The organism is Pedobacter metabolipauper (genome assembly GCF_004362715.1).
Lineage (GTDB): Bacteria > Bacteroidota > Bacteroidia > Sphingobacteriales > Sphingobacteriaceae > Pedobacter > Pedobacter metabolipauper.
On the sequence record NZ_SNYC01000006.1, the window covers coordinates 302,030 to 317,607 of the forward strand.

23 protein-coding genes are annotated in these 15,578 nt (G+C 36.4%); 2 read left to right on the top strand and 21 right to left on the bottom strand.

The genetic code is table 11. The features are described 5' to 3' along the window. Positions 1–8: 8 nt before the first annotated feature. Together ATK78_RS18045 and ATK78_RS18050 are read left to right on the top strand one after the other, a co-directional pair. A complete protein-coding gene (locus ATK78_RS18045; RefSeq protein WP_133577534.1) occupies positions 9–1,121 on the top strand; it encodes a M42 family metallopeptidase in 1,113 nt (370 codons plus the stop codon). 62 nt (positions 1,122–1,183) lie between these two features. Then, a complete protein-coding gene (locus ATK78_RS18050; RefSeq protein ID WP_133577535.1) occupies positions 1,184–2,083 on the top strand; it encodes a nucleotidyltransferase family protein in 900 nt (299 codons plus the stop codon). A 70-nt stretch (positions 2,084–2,153) separates the two neighbouring features. On the opposite strand, the gene dnaK is transcribed toward ATK78_RS18050, so the two are convergent. The 21 genes from dnaK to rplN form a co-directional block, all read right to left on the bottom strand. After that, on the bottom strand, positions 2,154–4,070 hold the full coding sequence (dnaK, locus tag ATK78_RS18055) for a molecular chaperone DnaK (protein WP_133577536.1): 1,917 nt from the start codon (positions 4,068–4,070) through the stop codon (positions 2,154–2,156). A gap of 164 nt (positions 4,071–4,234) precedes the next feature. Next, positions 4,235–5,419, bottom strand: a complete 1,185-nt coding sequence (locus tag ATK78_RS18060; RefSeq protein WP_133577537.1) for a class I SAM-dependent methyltransferase — start codon at positions 5,417–5,419, stop codon at positions 4,235–4,237. Positions 5,420–5,520: 101 nt separating this feature from the next. Beyond that, positions 5,521–6,054, bottom strand: a complete 534-nt coding sequence (gene rplQ, locus ATK78_RS18065; RefSeq protein WP_133577538.1) for a 50S ribosomal protein L17 — start codon at positions 6,052–6,054, stop codon at positions 5,521–5,523. A 90-nt stretch (positions 6,055–6,144) separates the two neighbouring features. Then, complete coding sequence (locus ATK78_RS18070) at positions 6,145–7,137, bottom strand: DNA-directed RNA polymerase subunit alpha (RefSeq protein WP_133577539.1); 993 nt, start codon at positions 7,135–7,137, stop codon at positions 6,145–6,147. A gap of 77 nt (positions 7,138–7,214) precedes the next feature. Beyond that, on the bottom strand, positions 7,215–7,823 hold the full coding sequence (gene rpsD / locus ATK78_RS18075; protein ID WP_133577540.1) for a 30S ribosomal protein S4: 609 nt from the start codon (positions 7,821–7,823) through the stop codon (positions 7,215–7,217). Between the two features lie 65 nt (positions 7,824–7,888). Further along, positions 7,889–8,278 (bottom strand): 30S ribosomal protein S11, encoded by a 390-nt coding sequence (gene rpsK / locus ATK78_RS18080; RefSeq protein ID WP_048907426.1) that lies wholly within the window; start codon positions 8,276–8,278, stop codon positions 7,889–7,891. A gap of 21 nt (positions 8,279–8,299) precedes the next feature. Then, entirely contained in the window at positions 8,300–8,677 is a 378-nt protein-coding gene (gene rpsM, locus ATK78_RS18085) for a 30S ribosomal protein S13 (protein ID WP_048907427.1), read from the bottom strand. A gap of 83 nt (positions 8,678–8,760) precedes the next feature. Next, entirely contained in the window at positions 8,761–8,877 is a 117-nt protein-coding gene (ykgO, locus tag ATK78_RS18090) for a type B 50S ribosomal protein L36 (protein ID WP_008244551.1), read from the bottom strand. A 1-nt stretch (position 8,878) separates the two neighbouring features. Then, positions 8,879–9,097: a translation initiation factor IF-1 gene (gene infA, locus ATK78_RS18095; protein WP_048907428.1), complete on the bottom strand. Its 219-nt coding sequence runs from the start codon at positions 9,095–9,097 to the stop codon at positions 8,879–8,881. A gap of 71 nt (positions 9,098–9,168) precedes the next feature. Continuing rightward, positions 9,169–9,954: a type I methionyl aminopeptidase gene (gene map, locus ATK78_RS18100; RefSeq protein WP_133577541.1), complete on the bottom strand. Its 786-nt coding sequence runs from the start codon at positions 9,952–9,954 to the stop codon at positions 9,169–9,171. Positions 9,955–9,963: 9 nt separating this feature from the next. Then, entirely contained in the window at positions 9,964–11,307 is a 1,344-nt protein-coding gene (secY, locus tag ATK78_RS18105; RefSeq protein WP_133577542.1) for a preprotein translocase subunit SecY, read from the bottom strand. Between the two features lie 3 nt (positions 11,308–11,310). Beyond that, entirely contained in the window at positions 11,311–11,757 is a 447-nt protein-coding gene (rplO, locus tag ATK78_RS18110; protein WP_133577543.1) for a 50S ribosomal protein L15, read from the bottom strand. 108 nt (positions 11,758–11,865) lie between these two features. Further along, entirely contained in the window at positions 11,866–12,045 is a 180-nt protein-coding gene (gene rpmD / locus ATK78_RS18115; RefSeq protein ID WP_131594486.1) for a 50S ribosomal protein L30, read from the bottom strand. 4 nt (positions 12,046–12,049) lie between these two features. Then, positions 12,050–12,568 (bottom strand): 30S ribosomal protein S5, encoded by a 519-nt coding sequence (gene rpsE, locus ATK78_RS18120; RefSeq protein ID WP_008244566.1) that lies wholly within the window; start codon positions 12,566–12,568, stop codon positions 12,050–12,052. An 18-nt stretch (positions 12,569–12,586) separates the two neighbouring features. Continuing rightward, entirely contained in the window at positions 12,587–12,940 is a 354-nt protein-coding gene (gene rplR / locus ATK78_RS18125) for a 50S ribosomal protein L18 (protein ID WP_133577544.1), read from the bottom strand. Positions 12,941–12,945: 5 nt separating this feature from the next. Further along, entirely contained in the window at positions 12,946–13,503 is a 558-nt protein-coding gene (gene rplF, locus ATK78_RS18130) for a 50S ribosomal protein L6 (RefSeq protein ID WP_133577545.1), read from the bottom strand. An 18-nt stretch (positions 13,504–13,521) separates the two neighbouring features. Then, positions 13,522–13,920, bottom strand: a complete 399-nt coding sequence (gene rpsH / locus ATK78_RS18135; RefSeq protein ID WP_133577546.1) for a 30S ribosomal protein S8 — start codon at positions 13,918–13,920, stop codon at positions 13,522–13,524. 108 nt (positions 13,921–14,028) lie between these two features. Continuing rightward, positions 14,029–14,298 (bottom strand): 30S ribosomal protein S14, encoded by a 270-nt coding sequence (gene rpsN, locus ATK78_RS18140; protein WP_055130472.1) that lies wholly within the window; start codon positions 14,296–14,298, stop codon positions 14,029–14,031. After that, complete coding sequence (gene rplE / locus ATK78_RS18145; protein WP_133577547.1) at positions 14,298–14,870, bottom strand: 50S ribosomal protein L5; 573 nt, start codon at positions 14,868–14,870, stop codon at positions 14,298–14,300. Before rplE ends, rpsN begins: the two co-directional genes overlap by 1 nt. After that, the gene (gene rplX / locus ATK78_RS18150; protein ID WP_133577548.1) at positions 14,870–15,208 is read right to left on the bottom strand and encodes a 50S ribosomal protein L24; all 339 of its coding nucleotides are present in this window, start codon (positions 15,206–15,208) and stop codon (positions 14,870–14,872) included. Before rplX ends, rplE begins: the two co-directional genes overlap by 1 nt. 1 nt (position 15,209) lies before the next feature. After that, a complete protein-coding gene (gene rplN / locus ATK78_RS18155) occupies positions 15,210–15,578 on the bottom strand; it encodes a 50S ribosomal protein L14 (RefSeq protein WP_008244575.1) in 369 nt (122 codons plus the stop codon).

Below are 15,578 nucleotides of genomic sequence, written 5' to 3' on the forward strand. Positions count from 1 at the left end.
ATTAAAAAATGTCAAAGAAAAAAGAAGATAAGCAGAAACATGTTGCTGTAGTTACAAAAAAATCACTCCAATTTTTCGAAAAATATATCAATAACCCATCTCCTACCGGCTTTGAATACCCAGGGCAAAAATTATGGCTGGATTATTTGAAACCATATATCGATGAAAGTTTCATTGACAATTATGGAACTGCTGTAGGTGTGATCAATCCTAAAGCAGATTTTAAAGTAGTTATTGAAGCTCACGCTGACGAAATCTCCTGGTTTGTCAATTACATCACCTCAGATGGATTAATCTACGTAATCCGCAATGGAGGTTCAGATCATCAGATAGCGCCTTCTAAGCGCGTAAATATCCACACAGACAAAGGGATGGTTAAGGCTGTTTTTGGCTGGCCTGCCATACATACACGAAGTGGAGAAAAAGAAGAAGCACCATTGCTTAAAAATATATTTTTGGATTGTGGCTGCACATCAAAAGAAGAAGTAGAAAAATTGGGCATCCATGTAGGCTGTGTAATTACCTATGAAGACGAATTCATGGTGCTGAATGATCGATACTATGTTGGCCGTGCATTAGATAACAGGGCAGGTGGGTTTATGATAGCAGAGGTTGCGCGCTTACTACAGGAAAACAAAGTAAAATTACCATTTGGTTTATACATTGTAAATTCCGTTCAGGAAGAAATTGGCTTAAGAGGGGCCGAAATGATTGCACATAGAATTAAACCTAATGTAGCGATCATAACTGATGTTACACACGATACGTCAACACCTATGATCAGTAAGATTACACAAGGTGATCTGTCTTGTGGTAAAGGTCCGGTAGTATCTTATGCCCCAGCAGTCCAAACAAACTTAAATAAATTGCTTATTGAAACCGCTGAGAAAAATAGCATTCCTTTCCAGCGTCAGGCATCATCCCGTTCAACAGGTACAGATACAGATGCATTTGCCTATTCAAATGGAGGTGTTCCTTCTGCATTAATATCGCTTCCGTTAAGATACATGCATACCACTGTTGAAATGATCCATAAAGAAGATGTAGATAATGTAATCAGTTTAATCTATCATTCCTTGCTAAACATTAAAAAAGATCACGATTTTACGTATTCAAAATAGTATTAAAGCGAAACATTCTTACTTTTACTCAAAATATTAATCCTAATTATTACTTTAGTTAAATGAAACCGACCTTACTAATATTAGCCGCTGGGATGGCGAGTCGCTATGGCAGCATGAAACAGATTGACGGGTTTGGCCCGAATGGTGAAACAATTATTGACTATTCCATTTATGATGCGATCAAGGCAGGATTTGGCAAAGTAGTATTTATAATTAAAGAAGAGTTCCTGGATAATTTCAAAGGGATATTCGAACCTAAACTGGCCGGTAAAATTGAAACAGACTATGTATTTCAAAATTTCGATCTGAAACAATTCGGAATTGAAGAAGAGATTTACCGTGAAAAACCATGGGGAACAGCTCACGCTATTTTATCTGGCAGAAATCTAATTAAAGAGCCATTTTGCGTGATCAATGCAGATGATTATTATGGATTTGATGCGTTTAAGAAAATGGTAGACTTTTTAGAGACTGAAGCTACCGACAGCTTATTTTCAATCGTTGGTTATCAGATTGGTAAAACTTTATCTGATTTCGGATCAGTTTCCCGCGGTGTTTGCAAAACTAGTGATGCCGGATTTCTTGAAGAAATCACGGAACGCACACAGGTTTATAAAAAAGGTGAAAGCATTGTTTATGAAGAAAATGGTTCCGAATATCCTTTAGATTACGATACCCCCGTTTCAATGAATTTCTGGGGCTTTACCCCTGCTGTTTTCAAGTTGACAGAAGATTTATTTAAAACCTTTGCCATAGAGAATAAAGATAAACCAAAAGCAGAGTTTTTCATTCCTTTGATTGGAGAGAACCTGGTTAAAAATAACACGGCTTCCTTTAAAGTGATTCCTACAGATAGCCAATGGTTCGGTGTAACTTATAAAGAAGATAAACCTTTTGTACAAAATAGTATTGATCAGCTTGTAAAAAACAAGACCTACCCTGAAAATCTTTGGAATTAAAATAAATCTATAAATAGAAAAGGCCCCGGATAAATATCCGGGGCCTTTTCTATTTATAATGGATCAAGAATTACTTTTTGTCGTCTTTTACTTCTTCAAAGTCAACATCAGTAACATTATCCCCACCGTCAGATGACTGTCCGCCATTTTGTGCTTCAGGAGCACCTTCTGGTTGTGAACCATCCTGACCCGCTTTATACATTTCTTCAGATGCTGCATTCCATGCATTCTGCAATTCTTCTTGTGCTGCATCAATATCAGCAAAGTTCCTTGAAGCATGTGCATCTTTTAGTTTTTGCAAACCAGATTCGATAGGTGCTTTTTTATCAGCAGAGATCTTATCGCCAAATTCTTTTAACTGTTTCTCAGTAGAGAAAATTAAAGCATCTGCCCCGTTGATTTTTTCTGCTTCTTCTTTAGCTGCTTTATCTGCATCAGCATTTTGCTCAGCTTCTTCTTTCATCCTTTTGATTTCTTCATCAGTTAAGCCAGATGAAGCCTCAATACGGATTTTTTGTTCTTTACCTGTAGCTTTATCTTTTGCACTTACATGTAAGATACCATTCGCATCAATATCAAATGCAACTTCTACCTGAGGAACTCCGCGTGGAGCTGGCGGAATACCATCTAAAATGAAACGTCCAATTGTACGGTTCTGAGCAGCCATAGGACGCTCTCCTTGTAAAATGTGAATTTCTACTGAAGGTTGATTATCTGCAGCTGTAGAGAAAGTTTCTGCTTTTTTAGATGGGATCGTTGTATTTGACTCAATTAACTTAGTCATTACACCACCCATAGTCTCAATACCTAAAGAAAGTGGAGTTACATCTAACAACAATACATCTTTTACTTCACCTGTTAATACACCACCTTGAATTGCAGCACCAATAGCTACTACTTCATCAGGATTCACTCCTTTAGATGGTTCTTTACCAAAGAAAGCTTTAACAGCATCCTGAATTGCAGGAATACGCGTAGATCCACCAACAAGAATGATCTCATCAATATCCGTTGTTTTTAAACCAGCATTTTTCAAAGCAGATTTACAAGGCTCTATAGTACGTTTAATTAAATCAGCAGCTATTTGCTCAAATTTAGCACGGCTTAATGTTCTTACAAGGTGTTTAGGTCCTGTCGCATCGGCTGTGATATAAGGAAGATTTATTTCTGTAGAAGTAGTGCTTGATAATTCAATTTTAGCTTTCTCAGCAGCTTCTTTCAAACGTTGCAATGCCATTGGATCCTGATGTAAGTCCATGCCATTCTCAGTCTTAAACTCCTGAGCTAACCATTCAATAATGATATGGTCAAAGTCATCACCACCCAGGTGAGTATCACCATCTGTAGATTTCACTTCAAACACACCATCACCCAATTCCAATACTGAAACGTCATGTGTACCACCACCGCAGTCAAACACAACGATCTTCATATCTTTGTGTGCTTTGTCTAAACCATATGCTAAAGCAGCAGCCGTAGGCTCATTGATAATACGCTTAACTGTTAAACCGGCTATTTCACCAGCTTCTTTTGTAGCCTGACGCTGAGCATCATTAAAGTAAGCTGGAACAGTAATAACCGCTTCTGTAACCTCATGACCTAAAAAGTCTTCTGCAGTCTTTTTCATTTTCTGCAAAATCATTGCAGAAAGCTCCTGAGGAGTATATTTACGATCATCAATTTCTACGCGAGGTGTGTTGTTATCACCTTTAACCACTTTGTAAGGTACACGTCCAGCTTCTTTAGTTACTTCAGCAAAACTGCTTCCCATGAAGCGTTTGATAGAAGAAATTGTTTTTGTTGGATTCGTGATCGCCTGGCGCTTTGCCGGCTCACCTACTTTGCGTTCACCATTTTCTGCAAATGCAACAATGGACGGAGTAGTGCGTTTACCCTCACTGTTGGCTATAACTACAGGCTCGTTACCTTCCATTACCGCTACGCAAGAGTTTGTTGTTCCTAAGTCTATACCAATAATTTTTGACATGCTATTTATCTCTATTTGTTATAAAATCAATCTATTTATCTTTGCTTAACAAGCCATGTGCCAATAGGGTTTTGGCAGAAAAAAAAGAGACAATCAATTTTAAATAAAACAATTGTCCGAATTACACTTTAAAATTGTGACACTATGACAGAATTATTGTCTCATTATATGGATAGCAGTTTTTGCAAATGATGATACCCAATACCAAAATAGGCCTTTATCTCATCGATCTGAATCAATATCTCTGCTTTTCTTTTATCAGTTATCTTGGTTCTTATTCCAACAACCAATATATTTTTTGGCGTATGAACATCAGAGATAAATTCAAATACTTTTGTTTTGTATCCGGAATATTCCATAAGCAAAGCTCTTAATCCGTCAGTAACCATTTCAGCTTGTCTTTCTAAAAATATTCCATATTTAGTCAAAAAGGAAAATTCATTCTTCAGCTTACTTTTTTCCATTTCTCTTCTAATTTGTTTATGGCAGCAGGGTGCAACAACAATTAATTTTGCATTTGCTTTTATTCCTTTAAAAATTGCATCATCAGTAGCAGTATCACAAGCGTGTAGTGCAATTAATAAGTCAATACTATTTACTTCATAACTTTCTATAGTACCCTGTATAAAACTCAACCCGTCAAATCCGGATCTAGCGGCAATATCATTACACAATTGGACAAGGTCTTCCCTGTATTCAATACCAATTACAGTTGTTTCCGATTTTAAAATAGTTTGCAGGTAATCGTATAAAGCGAACGTCAAATACCCCTTACCAGACCCCATATCTACTACATTTCCGATATTTTGATCAGGCAGTTCCTTAATAAGTGAACTAAGAATTTCTATGTATTGATTAATCTGCTTGTATTTATCCTGGGTATTCTTAAATACATTTCCATCCTGATCAGTGATTCTTAATTCCTGCAAATAAGTTTTACCTATTGGCTGTATTAATCTTTTCTTTTCCTTATTATGACTTAAGCTTGGCTTTAAAGCACCCGAAATCGCCACCTCTCTTACGGAGATTGTACCGCCTTTCATATGTTCCGCAATTACTTCTTTAACCGTAGTAAAAAGCGTACAGATCTTGAAATCATTACTAATCTGATGATTGATCCTATTCAAACCCTCAGAAATAGAAAAGTTCTTAACAATATCCCTGGTCTTATAACGGGAAGTGAAAGAAAGCATATCTGTTCTTTTAATGATAACCCGTCGAACAAAAACCTGCTTTAATTCCTTATCATTACCCTGGTAATTGCCAAGAGAAATTTTTAAGAACTGACCTGATGAGATACTATCTTCCAGTAGATCCTGGAATATTTTAAGATTGACTTGATGGGACATAGAATAATATAAAGTACAAAGATAGCCTTTTGAGAAAGGAGTTATATACTAAAAAAGCCCTGTCCGAAATTCGGACAGGGCTCTTATTCAGATTAAGGATATTATTCTCCTTTATCTTCTGCTTTTTCTTCAGTAATTTCAGGAGCTTCTTCAGCAGCAGGTGCTGCTTCAGCAACTTCTTCCGTTTTAGCTGCAGGAGCATCAGATTTTTTTGCTTTGCTTCTACCACGACGAGTCGTTTTCTTCTCTTCGGTTGCAACTTCCTTACCGTAAACTTCATTATAATCAACCAATTCGATCAATGCCATTTCAGCATTATCACCAAGACGGTTGTTTAATTTAATGATTCTAGTGTAACCACCCGGACGATTAGCAACTTTAGCTGCAATATCGCGGAACAGTTCAGTAACAGTTTCTTTATCTTGCAAATAACCAAATACGATACGACGAGAGTGGGTAGTATCTGTTTTAGATTTTGTGATAATAGGCTCAACATACATACGCAAAGCTTTTGCTTTTGCTAAGGTTGTTGAGATCCTTTTGTGTTTAATTAACGATGAAGCCATATTAGCCAACATCGCTTTACGATGTGAATCTGTTCTTCCTAAGTGATTTACTTTTCTACCGTGTCTCATTTTTAAATTTATTCAGTGTATACCGTCTCTATAAAATTATTCTGAGGGAATTATACACTATTAGTACTATGTTATTTATACGTTATCCGCTTACTCTTCGTCTAGTTTAAACTTTGATAAATTCATACCAAATGATAAGCTTTTAGATTTAACAAGCTCTTGTATCTCAGTCAAAGATTTTTTACCGAAGTTTCTGAATTTCAACATATCAGCAACATCGTAAGAAACAAGATCAGCTAAAGTACGAATATCAGCTGCTTTTAAGCAGTTCAATGCACGTACTGAAAGATCAAGATCAACTAATTCAGTTTTAAGAATCTTACGCATATGTAAGATCTCTTCATCAACTTCTTTAGTTTCTTCTTTAGCTTGAGACTCTAATACTAAATTCTCATCAGAGAACAACATAAAGTGCTGGATCAAAATTTTCGCAGCTTCTTTTAATGCCTCTTCAGGATGGATAGAACCATCTGTTGAAATATCTAATATTAATTTTTCATAATCTGTTTTTTGTTCAACACGATAATTTTCAATCGTATATTTTACATTTTTCATTGGGGTAAAGATCGAGTCGATCGCAATAACTCCAACAACAGCATCATTAATTTTATTCTCTTCTGCCGGTACATAACCACGTCCCTTATTAATGGTCAATTCCACTTCTAAAGTAACAGATTTCTCCATGTTACAGATAACGAAATCCGGATTAAGAACCTCAAAGTTATTAGAGAACTTAGTAACATCTCCAGCAACAAATTGCTCCTGACCATTTACTACGATAAAGACTTTTTCAGAATCACCTGAATCACCAACTTTTTTAAAACGAACTTGTTTTAAATTAAGGATGATCTCGGTTAGATCTTCTACAACACCTTTCATCGTTGAAAACTCGTGAGATACGCCTGAAAAACGAATACTTGTAATCGCATAACCTTCTAAAGAAGAAAGTAAAATTCTTCTTAAGGCATTACCAATTGTTACACCGAAACCGGGCTCTAAAGGACGAAATTCAAATATACCATCGAAATCAGTTGATTTCTGCATAATTACCTTATCGGGTTTCTGAAATGCTAAAATTGCCATTTATAATGTTTTTAGATCGTTATTAAAATTATGTAACGTAAAAAAGTTAATTACCCGCAGGTAATTAACTAAATATATTACTTAGAGTATAACTCTATTATAAGGTTTTCCTTGATATTTTCTGGAATCTCATCACGGTTAGGATAAGTTAAGAACTTACCTGTTAATTCACTTGCATTCCAGTCTAACCAATTGAATTTATTGATTACTCTTCCTGCTACTGAATTAGTGATTGCTTCTAAAGTTTTTGATTTCTCACGAACTGCGATCACATCACCAGCCTTTAACTGATAAGAAGGGATATTTACTACTTCACCGTTAACTGTTACATGTTTATGGCTAACTAACTGACGAGCAGCTGAACGAGTGGTAGCGATACCTAATCTATAAACAGTGTTATCTAAACGAGCTTCTAACAATTGCAGTAAGTTATCTCCTGTGATACCTTCACGGGAAGATGCTTTGGTAAACAAGTTACGGAACTGACGCTCCAATACACCGTAAGTATATTTAACTTTTTGTTTCTCCATTAACTGAACTGCGTACTCAGATTGCTTTCCTCTTCTTTTCGAAGCACCATGTTGCCCTGGAGGATAGTTTTTTCTGTCTAATACTTTGTCAGGACCAAAAATTGGTTCTCTGAATTTACGCGCGATTTTGGACTTCGGTCCTGTATATCTTGCCATTGCTTTTTGTTTTAAAGTATCGTGCAACCTTAAGCTGCAGACTCTTAGCTTTAAAAATTAATAAATTAAACTCTTCTCTTCTTAGGAGGACGACATCCATTGTGTGGAAGCGGGGTGATATCTTTGATAGAGGTTACTTCGATACCTGAAACCTGCAATGTTCTAATTGCAGACTCACGACCTGAACCTGGACCTTTAACAAAAACTTCCACTTTACGCAGACCTAAGTCAAATGCTACTTTACCGCAATCAGATGCGGCCTGACCTGCTGCATATGGAGTGTTCTTTTTTGAACCCTTAAATCCCATTTTTCCTGCAGAAGACCATGAAATAGTCTGACCATTGTTATTTGTTAAGGTAACAATGATATTGTTAAAAGTAGCATTGATGTGTGCCTGACCAACAGGTTCTATAACAACAATACGCTTTTTGGTAACTTTTTTACTCTTAGCCATAATTATTATTCAGTACTAATTTTATTTAGTAGCTTTTTTCTTGTTCGCAACTGTTTTTCTCTTGCCTTTACGTGTACGAGAATTGTTCTTAGTACGCTGACCACGTACAGGCAAACCTTTTCTGTGACGTAAACCACGGTAACAACCGATGTCCATTAAACGTTTAATGTTCAATTGAACCTCCGAACGTAAAGCACCTTCTACTTTCACGCCGTCGTTGATAATGGTACGGATCGCCGATAACTCATCATCAGACCAGTCCTGTACTTTTTTGCTTAAATCGATACCTGCCTCAGTTAATATACGTTGTGCAGTTGATCTACCTATTCCGAAGATATAAGTTAATCCAATTTCGCCTCTTTTGTTTCTTGGTAAATCTATACCTGATATCCTTGCCATATTTGTACTAAATGTTTGATTATTTGATTAAACGACAGATTGAGTAACCTGTACATACAATCCAATCATACTTCAATAATTTCTTAACCTTGACGTTGCTTAAACTTTGGGTTTTTCTTGTTAATTACGTAAAGTTTACCTTTACGACGAATAACCTTACAATCAGCGCTACGTTTTTTAATTGATGACCTAACTTTCATTTTATTTATATCTATAAGTAATCCTGCCTTTTGATAAATCGTAAGGCGACATCTCTAATTTTACTTTGTCCCCCGGTAAAATTTTGATGTAGTGCATCCTCATTTTTCCCGAAATATGTGCTATTATTTCATGTCCATTCTCCAGTTCTACCCGGAACATGGCATTCGATAATGCTTCTTTTATTACACCGTCTTGTTCAATTGAGGCTTGTTTAGCCATATAATATTGATTTTTACTTAATTAGCTGCTATTAAACAGGGTTGCAAAATTAAATAAAAAATTTTAATTATTTACTTTTTTTCTGCTAAAACTTCTTCAATAAATGAAAAGGTTGATAAAACATCCGGTTTGCCCTTTTTAACAGCCACAGTATGCTCAAAATGAGCGGATGGTCTATTATCTTTACTCGTTACCGTCCAGCCATCAGACCAAAATTTAACAGCTGCAGTTCCTGCATTGATCATGGGCTCTATCGCAATTACCATTCCTTCTTCAAGCTTGATCCCACTTCCACGCTTACCATAATTGGGAACCTCTGGTTTCTCATGTAGCTTTACACCTACACCATGACCTACCAATTCTCTAACTACTCCAAAGCCGTTGTGTTCTGCCAGGTTTTGAACAGCAAATCCAACATCACCAATCCTCGATCCAACAACTGCTTTTTCAACAGCCAGTCTTAAACATTCCTTTGTAACTTCAACCAGCTTTTTTCTTTCTTCATTTACAGCCCCGATAGAAAATGTATACGCAGAATCCCCAAAATAGTTATTCTTAATTACGCCACAATCTACTGAGATCAAATCACCTTCCTGAATCACATAATCACCTGGAAAACCATGGACAACCTGATCATTTGGAGAAATACAAAGTGAATAAGGAAATCCGTTATAGTTTAAAAAGGCAGGTATTGCACCATGATCCTTAATAAACGTTTCAGCAAGCTGATTCAACTTCATTGTTGTAATTCCTGGTTCTATGATCTTCGCCACTTCAGCTAAGGTCTTTGAAACCAACAAAGAACTTTCTCTAATCAATTCTATCTCTTCAAGAGACTTGTAATAGATCTTAGACATTCAATCCAATTAAACCACAGCATTGGTGGTAGTAGTACCACCAGCAGCAGGAACACCTGTTCTACCGGTTACTCTACCAGTTTTCATTAATCCATCATAATGACGCATCAATAAATAACTTTCAATCTGTTGTAAAGTATCTAATACGACACCTACAAGAATCAATAAAGAAGTTCCTCCATAGAAATGGGCAAATTCAGACTTGATTCCAAATACAACAGCTACAGAAGGAAGAACAGCGATAATGGCCAAAAAGATAGCACCTGGTAAGGTGATCTTTGAAATTACATCATCAATGAAAGAAGAAGTAGGCAATCCCGGCTTAATACCAGGAATGAAACCACCATTCTTTTTCATATCATCTGACATCTGAGTTGGATTAACAGTTATAGCGGTATAAAAGAAAGTAAACGCTACAATTAAAAATCCAAACGTTAAGCTGTATGCTAATGATGTATAATCGCTAAACTGGGTAAGCCATGTATTTTGCAGTGAAGGAAAAAACTGTGTTAATGTTGCCGGTATAAACATCAAAGCCTGAGCAAAGATGATCGGCATAACACCTGCAGCATTTACCTTTAATGGGATATATTGTCTAACACCACCAAATTGTCTGTTACCTACAATTCTTTTTGCATATTGAACTGGCACCTTGCGAACACCCTGAACAATCATAATTGTAAACATAACCACAGCAAATAAAGCTACAATTTCTACAACCAATGCAATAAGACCACCATCACCAACAAACCTGGAGCTGATCTCCTGTTGTAAAGCAATAGGTAAACGGGCAATAATTCCAACCATGATGATGATAGAAATACCATTACCTATACCTTTATCAGTGATTTTTTCACCAAGCCACATTACAAATAAAGTACCTGCTGATAAAACAAAAGTCGCTAAAACAAAGAACAAAGCCGGATCAATGATGATCGCTTCCTGAGGAACTTGTGTTTTAACATAACCAATGGCCTGTACTGCTGTAATAGCCACAGTCAAATAGCGGGTGATCTGGTTTAATTTCTTTCTGCCACTTTCACCTTCCTTTTGCATTTTCTGGAATGATGGTACAGCAATACCTAAAAGCTGAACTACGATAGACGCAGAAATATAAGGCATAACGCCCAAAGCCAGGATAGATACACGTGAAAAAGATCCACCTGCAAACATATCTAAAAGACCCAATAAGCCCGACTTCTCATTACTACCTAAAAGAGTTGGATCTACACCCGGCAAAACCGCATGCGATACAAATCTATAAACCAAAAGAATCATGAGCGTAAAAAGTATACGCTCTTTTAATTCTTGAATTTTCCAAATATTACTTAAAGTAGTAAACAGCTTCTTCATTAATTACAATTTTTCGATTGAGCCACCAACAGCCTCAATAGCTTTTTGTGCAGTTGCAGAAAAAGCATGTGCTTTAACTTCTAATTTAGATTTAACCTCACCACGACCTAAGATTTTAACTAAGTCATTTTTAGATGCTAAACCATGTTGTTGCAATGTAGTAAAATCTATGCTCGTCAATTCAAATCTCTCAGCTAAACCTTGTAAAACGTCTAAGTTAACGCTAACATATTCAACTCTGTTGATTGGTTTGAAACCAACTTTAGGTACGCGGCGTTGTAATGGCATCTGACCACCCTCAAAACCGATTTTAGTTTTGTGTCCTGAACGGGATCCAGCACCTTTATGACCACGTGTAGAAGTACCACCACGACCAGAACCAGTACCACGACCAATTCTTTTACTATTTTTAGTAGAACCTTTTGCAGGTTTTAAATTACTTAAGTTCATTTTGAAACTTATTGTGTTGCCCTTCGCTTTCACTAATCAGGGTCAACGGTTAAACAAATATAAAGGTTGCAAATGTAATGATATAACTCATATTTGCAACCTTTAAAATTATATACTCTCGATAGCTATTAAGTGGTTAACTTTTCTTACCATTCCAATAATGGCAGCATTAGCTTCTACTTCTACACTTTGGTTCATTTTAGTTAAACCTAAAGCCTGCATCGTTCTTTTTTGGCGCTCGCTTCTATCGATAATGCTTTTTATCTGGGTTATTTTGATCTTAGCCATAATATTATCCGTTAAAAACTTTATTTAAATCTACACCACGTTGCTGAGCTACCGTATAAGCATCACGCATTTTTGTTAAAGCATCTACAGTTGCTTTTACCACGTTATGGGGATTTGATGAACCTTTTGATTTTGCAAGTACATTGTGTACACCAGCACTCTCTAATACAGCACGCATCGCACCACCAGCGATAACTCCGGTACCTACAGCAGCTGGTTTTATTAAAACAAAACCACCTGAAAATTTACCGATTTGCTCGTGAGGAACAGTACCGTTTAGCAAAGGAACTTTAACCAAGTTCTTTTTAGCATCATCGATACCTTTTGCAATCGCTTCTGTAACCTCTTTTGCTTTACCCAATCCGTAACCTACAATTCCGTTTTCATCTCCAACAACTACGATTGCTGAGAAGCTGAAAGTACGACCACCTTTGGTTACTTTGGCTACACGCTGTATGCTAACTAAACGATCTTTCAATTCGATCTCGCTAGTCTTAACTCTTTTTATATTGATAGTTGACATTCTTATCCTATTTTCAGATTAAAATACTAAACCAGCTTCGCGAGCACCTTCTGCCAACGACTTAACACGTCCATGGTATAAGTAGCCATTTCTATCGAAAACAACTTCTTTAACACCAGCTGCAATTGCTTTCTCAGCAACCAATTTACCTACAGCTACTGATTGCTCAGATTTGTTTCCAGTTCCTGCAAAATCTTTTGATAAAGATGATGCTGATGCAATTGTATTGCCGGTCACATCGTTAATGATTTGAGCATAAATACCTTTATTGCTTCTATAAACCGATAAACGTGGACGGTTTTCGGAACCTGTTAATCTTTTTCTGATTCCTTTTTTTATACGATCTCTACGAGATAATTTTTTCCCTGCCATGATGATTATTTTTTAGAAGCTGATTTACCTGCTTTTCTTCTTAACACTTCGCCTACAAACTTGATACCTTTACCTTTATATGGTTCTGGTGTACGTAATGAGCGGATCTTTGCAGCAACCTGACCGATCAATTGCTTGTCAATACTTTCTAAAATGATTTTAGGAGTCTGACCTTTTTCTGAAGTCGTTGTTACTTTAATCTCTTCCGGTAATTGGAACACATAATGGTGAGAATAACCTAGAACAAGATCTAAAGTATTTCCGGTATTCGTTGCACGATAACCTACACCTACTAATTCTTGTTGTATTTTATAACCTTCTGTTACACCAATAACCATATTATTTAACAAAGAACGATACAAACCATGTAACGCTTTGTGTCTTTTTTGTTCTGATGGACGTTGTACTGTTAATACACCATCTTCTTGACTTACAGTGATATCTGTATCAACTGTTTGATTTAATTCTCCTTTTGGTCCCTTTACTGTAACTATATTATCTTTAGAAACTGTAATGGTTACACCAGCAGGAATACTAATTGGGGCTTTTCCGATTCTTGACATTTTGCTATCCTCCTTTAATTAATAAACGTGACACAAAACTTCGCCACCAATGTTTAGTCTGGCAGCTTCTTTATCAGTCATAACACCTTTAGATGTAGATAAGATTGCAATACCTAAACCATTTAATACCCTTGGCATATTCTCTACACCGGCATATTGTCTTAAACCTGGTTTGCTGATACGTGTTAAAGTACGGATCGCAGGGATTTTAGTGATAGCATTGTATTTTAATGCTATTTTAATAATGCCTTGAGTTGTTGTATCCTCAAATTTGTAATTAGCAATGTAACCTTTATCAAAAAGTACTTTAGTAATTTCCTTTTTAAGGTTTGATGCAGGAATTTCTACAATTCTATGATTTGCCTTAATGGCATTTCTTACCCTTGTAAGATAATCTGCTATTGGATCTGTATTCATTTTTATATAATTGTGATAGTGGTTTCCTTCCTGATGTATTCGGGACGACCTGCCATCGGTTAAAATTCATTTTTTGCTTAAGAAAATCTTAAGCCTAAAGAAGCTGTATTACCAGCTTGCTTTTCTTACTCCAGGTATTTTACCTGCTAAAGCCATATCACGGAACAATACCCTTGATATACCGAAAGTACGCATGTAACCACGTGGACGGCCAGTCAATTTACAACGGTTGTGTAAACGTACTGCAGATGAGTTTTTTGGTAACTTATCTAATCCTTCATAATCACCAGCAGCTTTAAGTTCTGCACGTTTATCTGCATACTTAGCTACCAATTTTTGGCGCTTAATTTCGCGAGCTTTTACACCTTCTTTTGCCATTATTGATTTGTATTAGGGGTTTGGTTTTTAAACGGTAATCCAAATTGTTTTAAAAGTTCCAATGCTTCAACATCAGTAGTAGCTGTTGTCACAAAAGTGATATCCATACCTAAGATCTTACTGATCTTATCGATGTTGATCTCTGGAAAGATGATTTGTTCAGTAATACCTAATGTGTAATTACCTTTTCCATCAAAACCTTTATCATTGATACCTTTGAAATCACGGATACGGGGCAAAGCTACGGAAATTAAACGATCTAAAAACTCATACATGTTATTGTCACGTAAAGTTACACGTACACCAACCGGCATACCTTTACGCAATTTGAAGTTTGAGATATCTTTTTTAGATTTCGCACCTACAGCTTGTTGTCCGGAAATTGTGCTCATCTCTAAAATAGAGCTGTCCATAATTTTCTTATCCGTTACAGAGAAACGACCAACACCCTGGTTGATAGCAATTTTCTCCAACTTAGGAACCTGCATAACGCTTTTGTAATTGAACTTATCTTTAAGCGCGATTACAATTTCCTCTTTATATTTACTTTTTAATCTTGGTACGTAAGCCATTATTTGATCTCCTCTCCTGATTTTTTACTAACCCTAACTAATTTCCCATCAGCATTAAGCTTTCTGCCAACGCGGGTAATCTCACCTGTTTTAGGATCAACTAACGCTACGTTAGAAATGTGAAGAGCAGCTTCTTTTTTAATGATACCACCGTTTGGTGTAGCAGCATTTGGTTTTGTATGTTTTGATACAAGGTTGATACCTTCTACAAGTATTCTGCTTTTAGAAATTAATACTGAAAGCACTTTACCTTGCTGGCCTCTTGAATCGCCGGCTATAACCTTTACTAAATCTCCTTTACGGATCTTAATTTTTGGTGTAGTTGTGTTATTTTTCATTTTATAATACCTCCGGTGCTAATGATACAATTTTCATGAATTGTTTTTCACGCAGTTCTCTCGCTACCGGGCCAAAAATACGTGTACCGCGCGGCTCATCTTGTGCATTTAATAATACAGCTGCATTATCGTCGAAACGAATATAAGAACCATCTTTACGTCTAATCTCTTTCTTTGTCCTTACAACAACTGCTTTAGAAACTGTTCCTTTCTTAATGTTTCCAGAAGGTAATGCACTTTTAACGGTAACAACGATCTTGTCACCAATAGAAGCATATCTTTTTCCAGTACCACCAAGTACACGGATAACCAATACTTCTTTTGCGCCGCTATTGTCGGCTACGTTTAATCTTGATTCCTGTTGTACCAT

Excerpts from the sequence above, each read along its gene's own strand:
- ATK78_RS18045 (WP_133577534.1), top strand. The coding sequence starts at position 9 with ATGTCAAAGAAAAAAGAAGATAAGCAGAAACATGTTGCTGTAGTTACA.
- ATK78_RS18050 (WP_133577535.1), top strand. The coding sequence starts at position 1,184 with ATGAAACCGACCTTACTAATATTAGCCGCTGGGATGGCGAGTCGCTAT.
- dnaK (WP_133577536.1), bottom strand. The coding sequence starts at position 4,070 with ATGTCAAAAATTATTGGTATAGACTTAGGAACAACAAACTCTTGCGTA.
- ATK78_RS18060 (WP_133577537.1), bottom strand. The coding sequence starts at position 5,419 with ATGTCCCATCAAGTCAATCTTAAAATATTCCAGGATCTACTGGAAGAT.
- rplQ (WP_133577538.1), bottom strand. The coding sequence starts at position 6,054 with ATGAGACACGGTAGAAAAGTAAATCACTTAGGAAGAACAGATTCACAT.
- ATK78_RS18070 (WP_133577539.1), bottom strand. The coding sequence starts at position 7,137 with ATGGCAATTTTAGCATTTCAGAAACCCGATAAGGTAATTATGCAGAAA.
- rpsD (WP_133577540.1), bottom strand. The coding sequence starts at position 7,823 with ATGGCAAGATATACAGGACCGAAGTCCAAAATCGCGCGTAAATTCAGA.
- rpsK (WP_048907426.1), bottom strand. The coding sequence starts at position 8,278 with ATGGCTAAGAGTAAAAAAGTTACCAAAAAGCGTATTGTTGTTATAGAA.
- rpsM (WP_048907427.1), bottom strand. The coding sequence starts at position 8,677 with ATGGCAAGGATATCAGGTATAGATTTACCAAGAAACAAAAGAGGCGAA.
- ykgO (WP_008244551.1), bottom strand. The coding sequence starts at position 8,877 with ATGAAAGTTAGGTCATCAATTAAAAAACGTAGCGCTGATTGTAAGGTT.
- infA (WP_048907428.1), bottom strand. The coding sequence starts at position 9,097 with ATGGCTAAACAAGCCTCAATTGAACAAGACGGTGTAATAAAAGAAGCA.
- map (WP_133577541.1), bottom strand. The coding sequence starts at position 9,954 with ATGTCTAAGATCTATTACAAGTCTCTTGAAGAGATAGAATTGATTAGA.
- secY (WP_133577542.1), bottom strand. The coding sequence starts at position 11,307 with ATGAAGAAGCTGTTTACTACTTTAAGTAATATTTGGAAAATTCAAGAA.
- rplO (WP_133577543.1), bottom strand. The coding sequence starts at position 11,757 with ATGAACTTAAGTAATTTAAAACCTGCAAAAGGTTCTACTAAAAATAGT.
- rpmD (WP_131594486.1), bottom strand. The coding sequence starts at position 12,045 with ATGGCTAAGATCAAAATAACCCAGATAAAAAGCATTATCGATAGAAGC.
- rpsE (WP_008244566.1), bottom strand. The coding sequence starts at position 12,568 with ATGTCAACTATCAATATAAAAAGAGTTAAGACTAGCGAGATCGAATTG.
- rplR (WP_133577544.1), bottom strand. The coding sequence starts at position 12,940 with ATGGCAGGGAAAAAATTATCTCGTAGAGATCGTATAAAAAAAGGAATC.
- rplF (WP_133577545.1), bottom strand. The coding sequence starts at position 13,503 with ATGTCAAGAATCGGAAAAGCCCCAATTAGTATTCCTGCTGGTGTAACC.
- rpsH (WP_133577546.1), bottom strand. The coding sequence starts at position 13,920 with ATGAATACAGATCCAATAGCAGATTATCTTACAAGGGTAAGAAATGCC.
- rpsN (WP_055130472.1), bottom strand. The coding sequence starts at position 14,298 with ATGGCAAAAGAAGGTGTAAAAGCTCGCGAAATTAAGCGCCAAAAATTG.
- rplE (WP_133577547.1), bottom strand. The coding sequence starts at position 14,870 with ATGGCTTACGTACCAAGATTAAAAAGTAAATATAAAGAGGAAATTGTA.
- rplX (WP_133577548.1), bottom strand. The coding sequence starts at position 15,208 with ATGAAAAATAACACAACTACACCAAAAATTAAGATCCGTAAAGGAGAT.
- rplN (WP_008244575.1), bottom strand. The coding sequence starts at position 15,578 with ATGGTACAACAGGAATCAAGATTAAACGTAGCCGACAATAGCGGCGCA.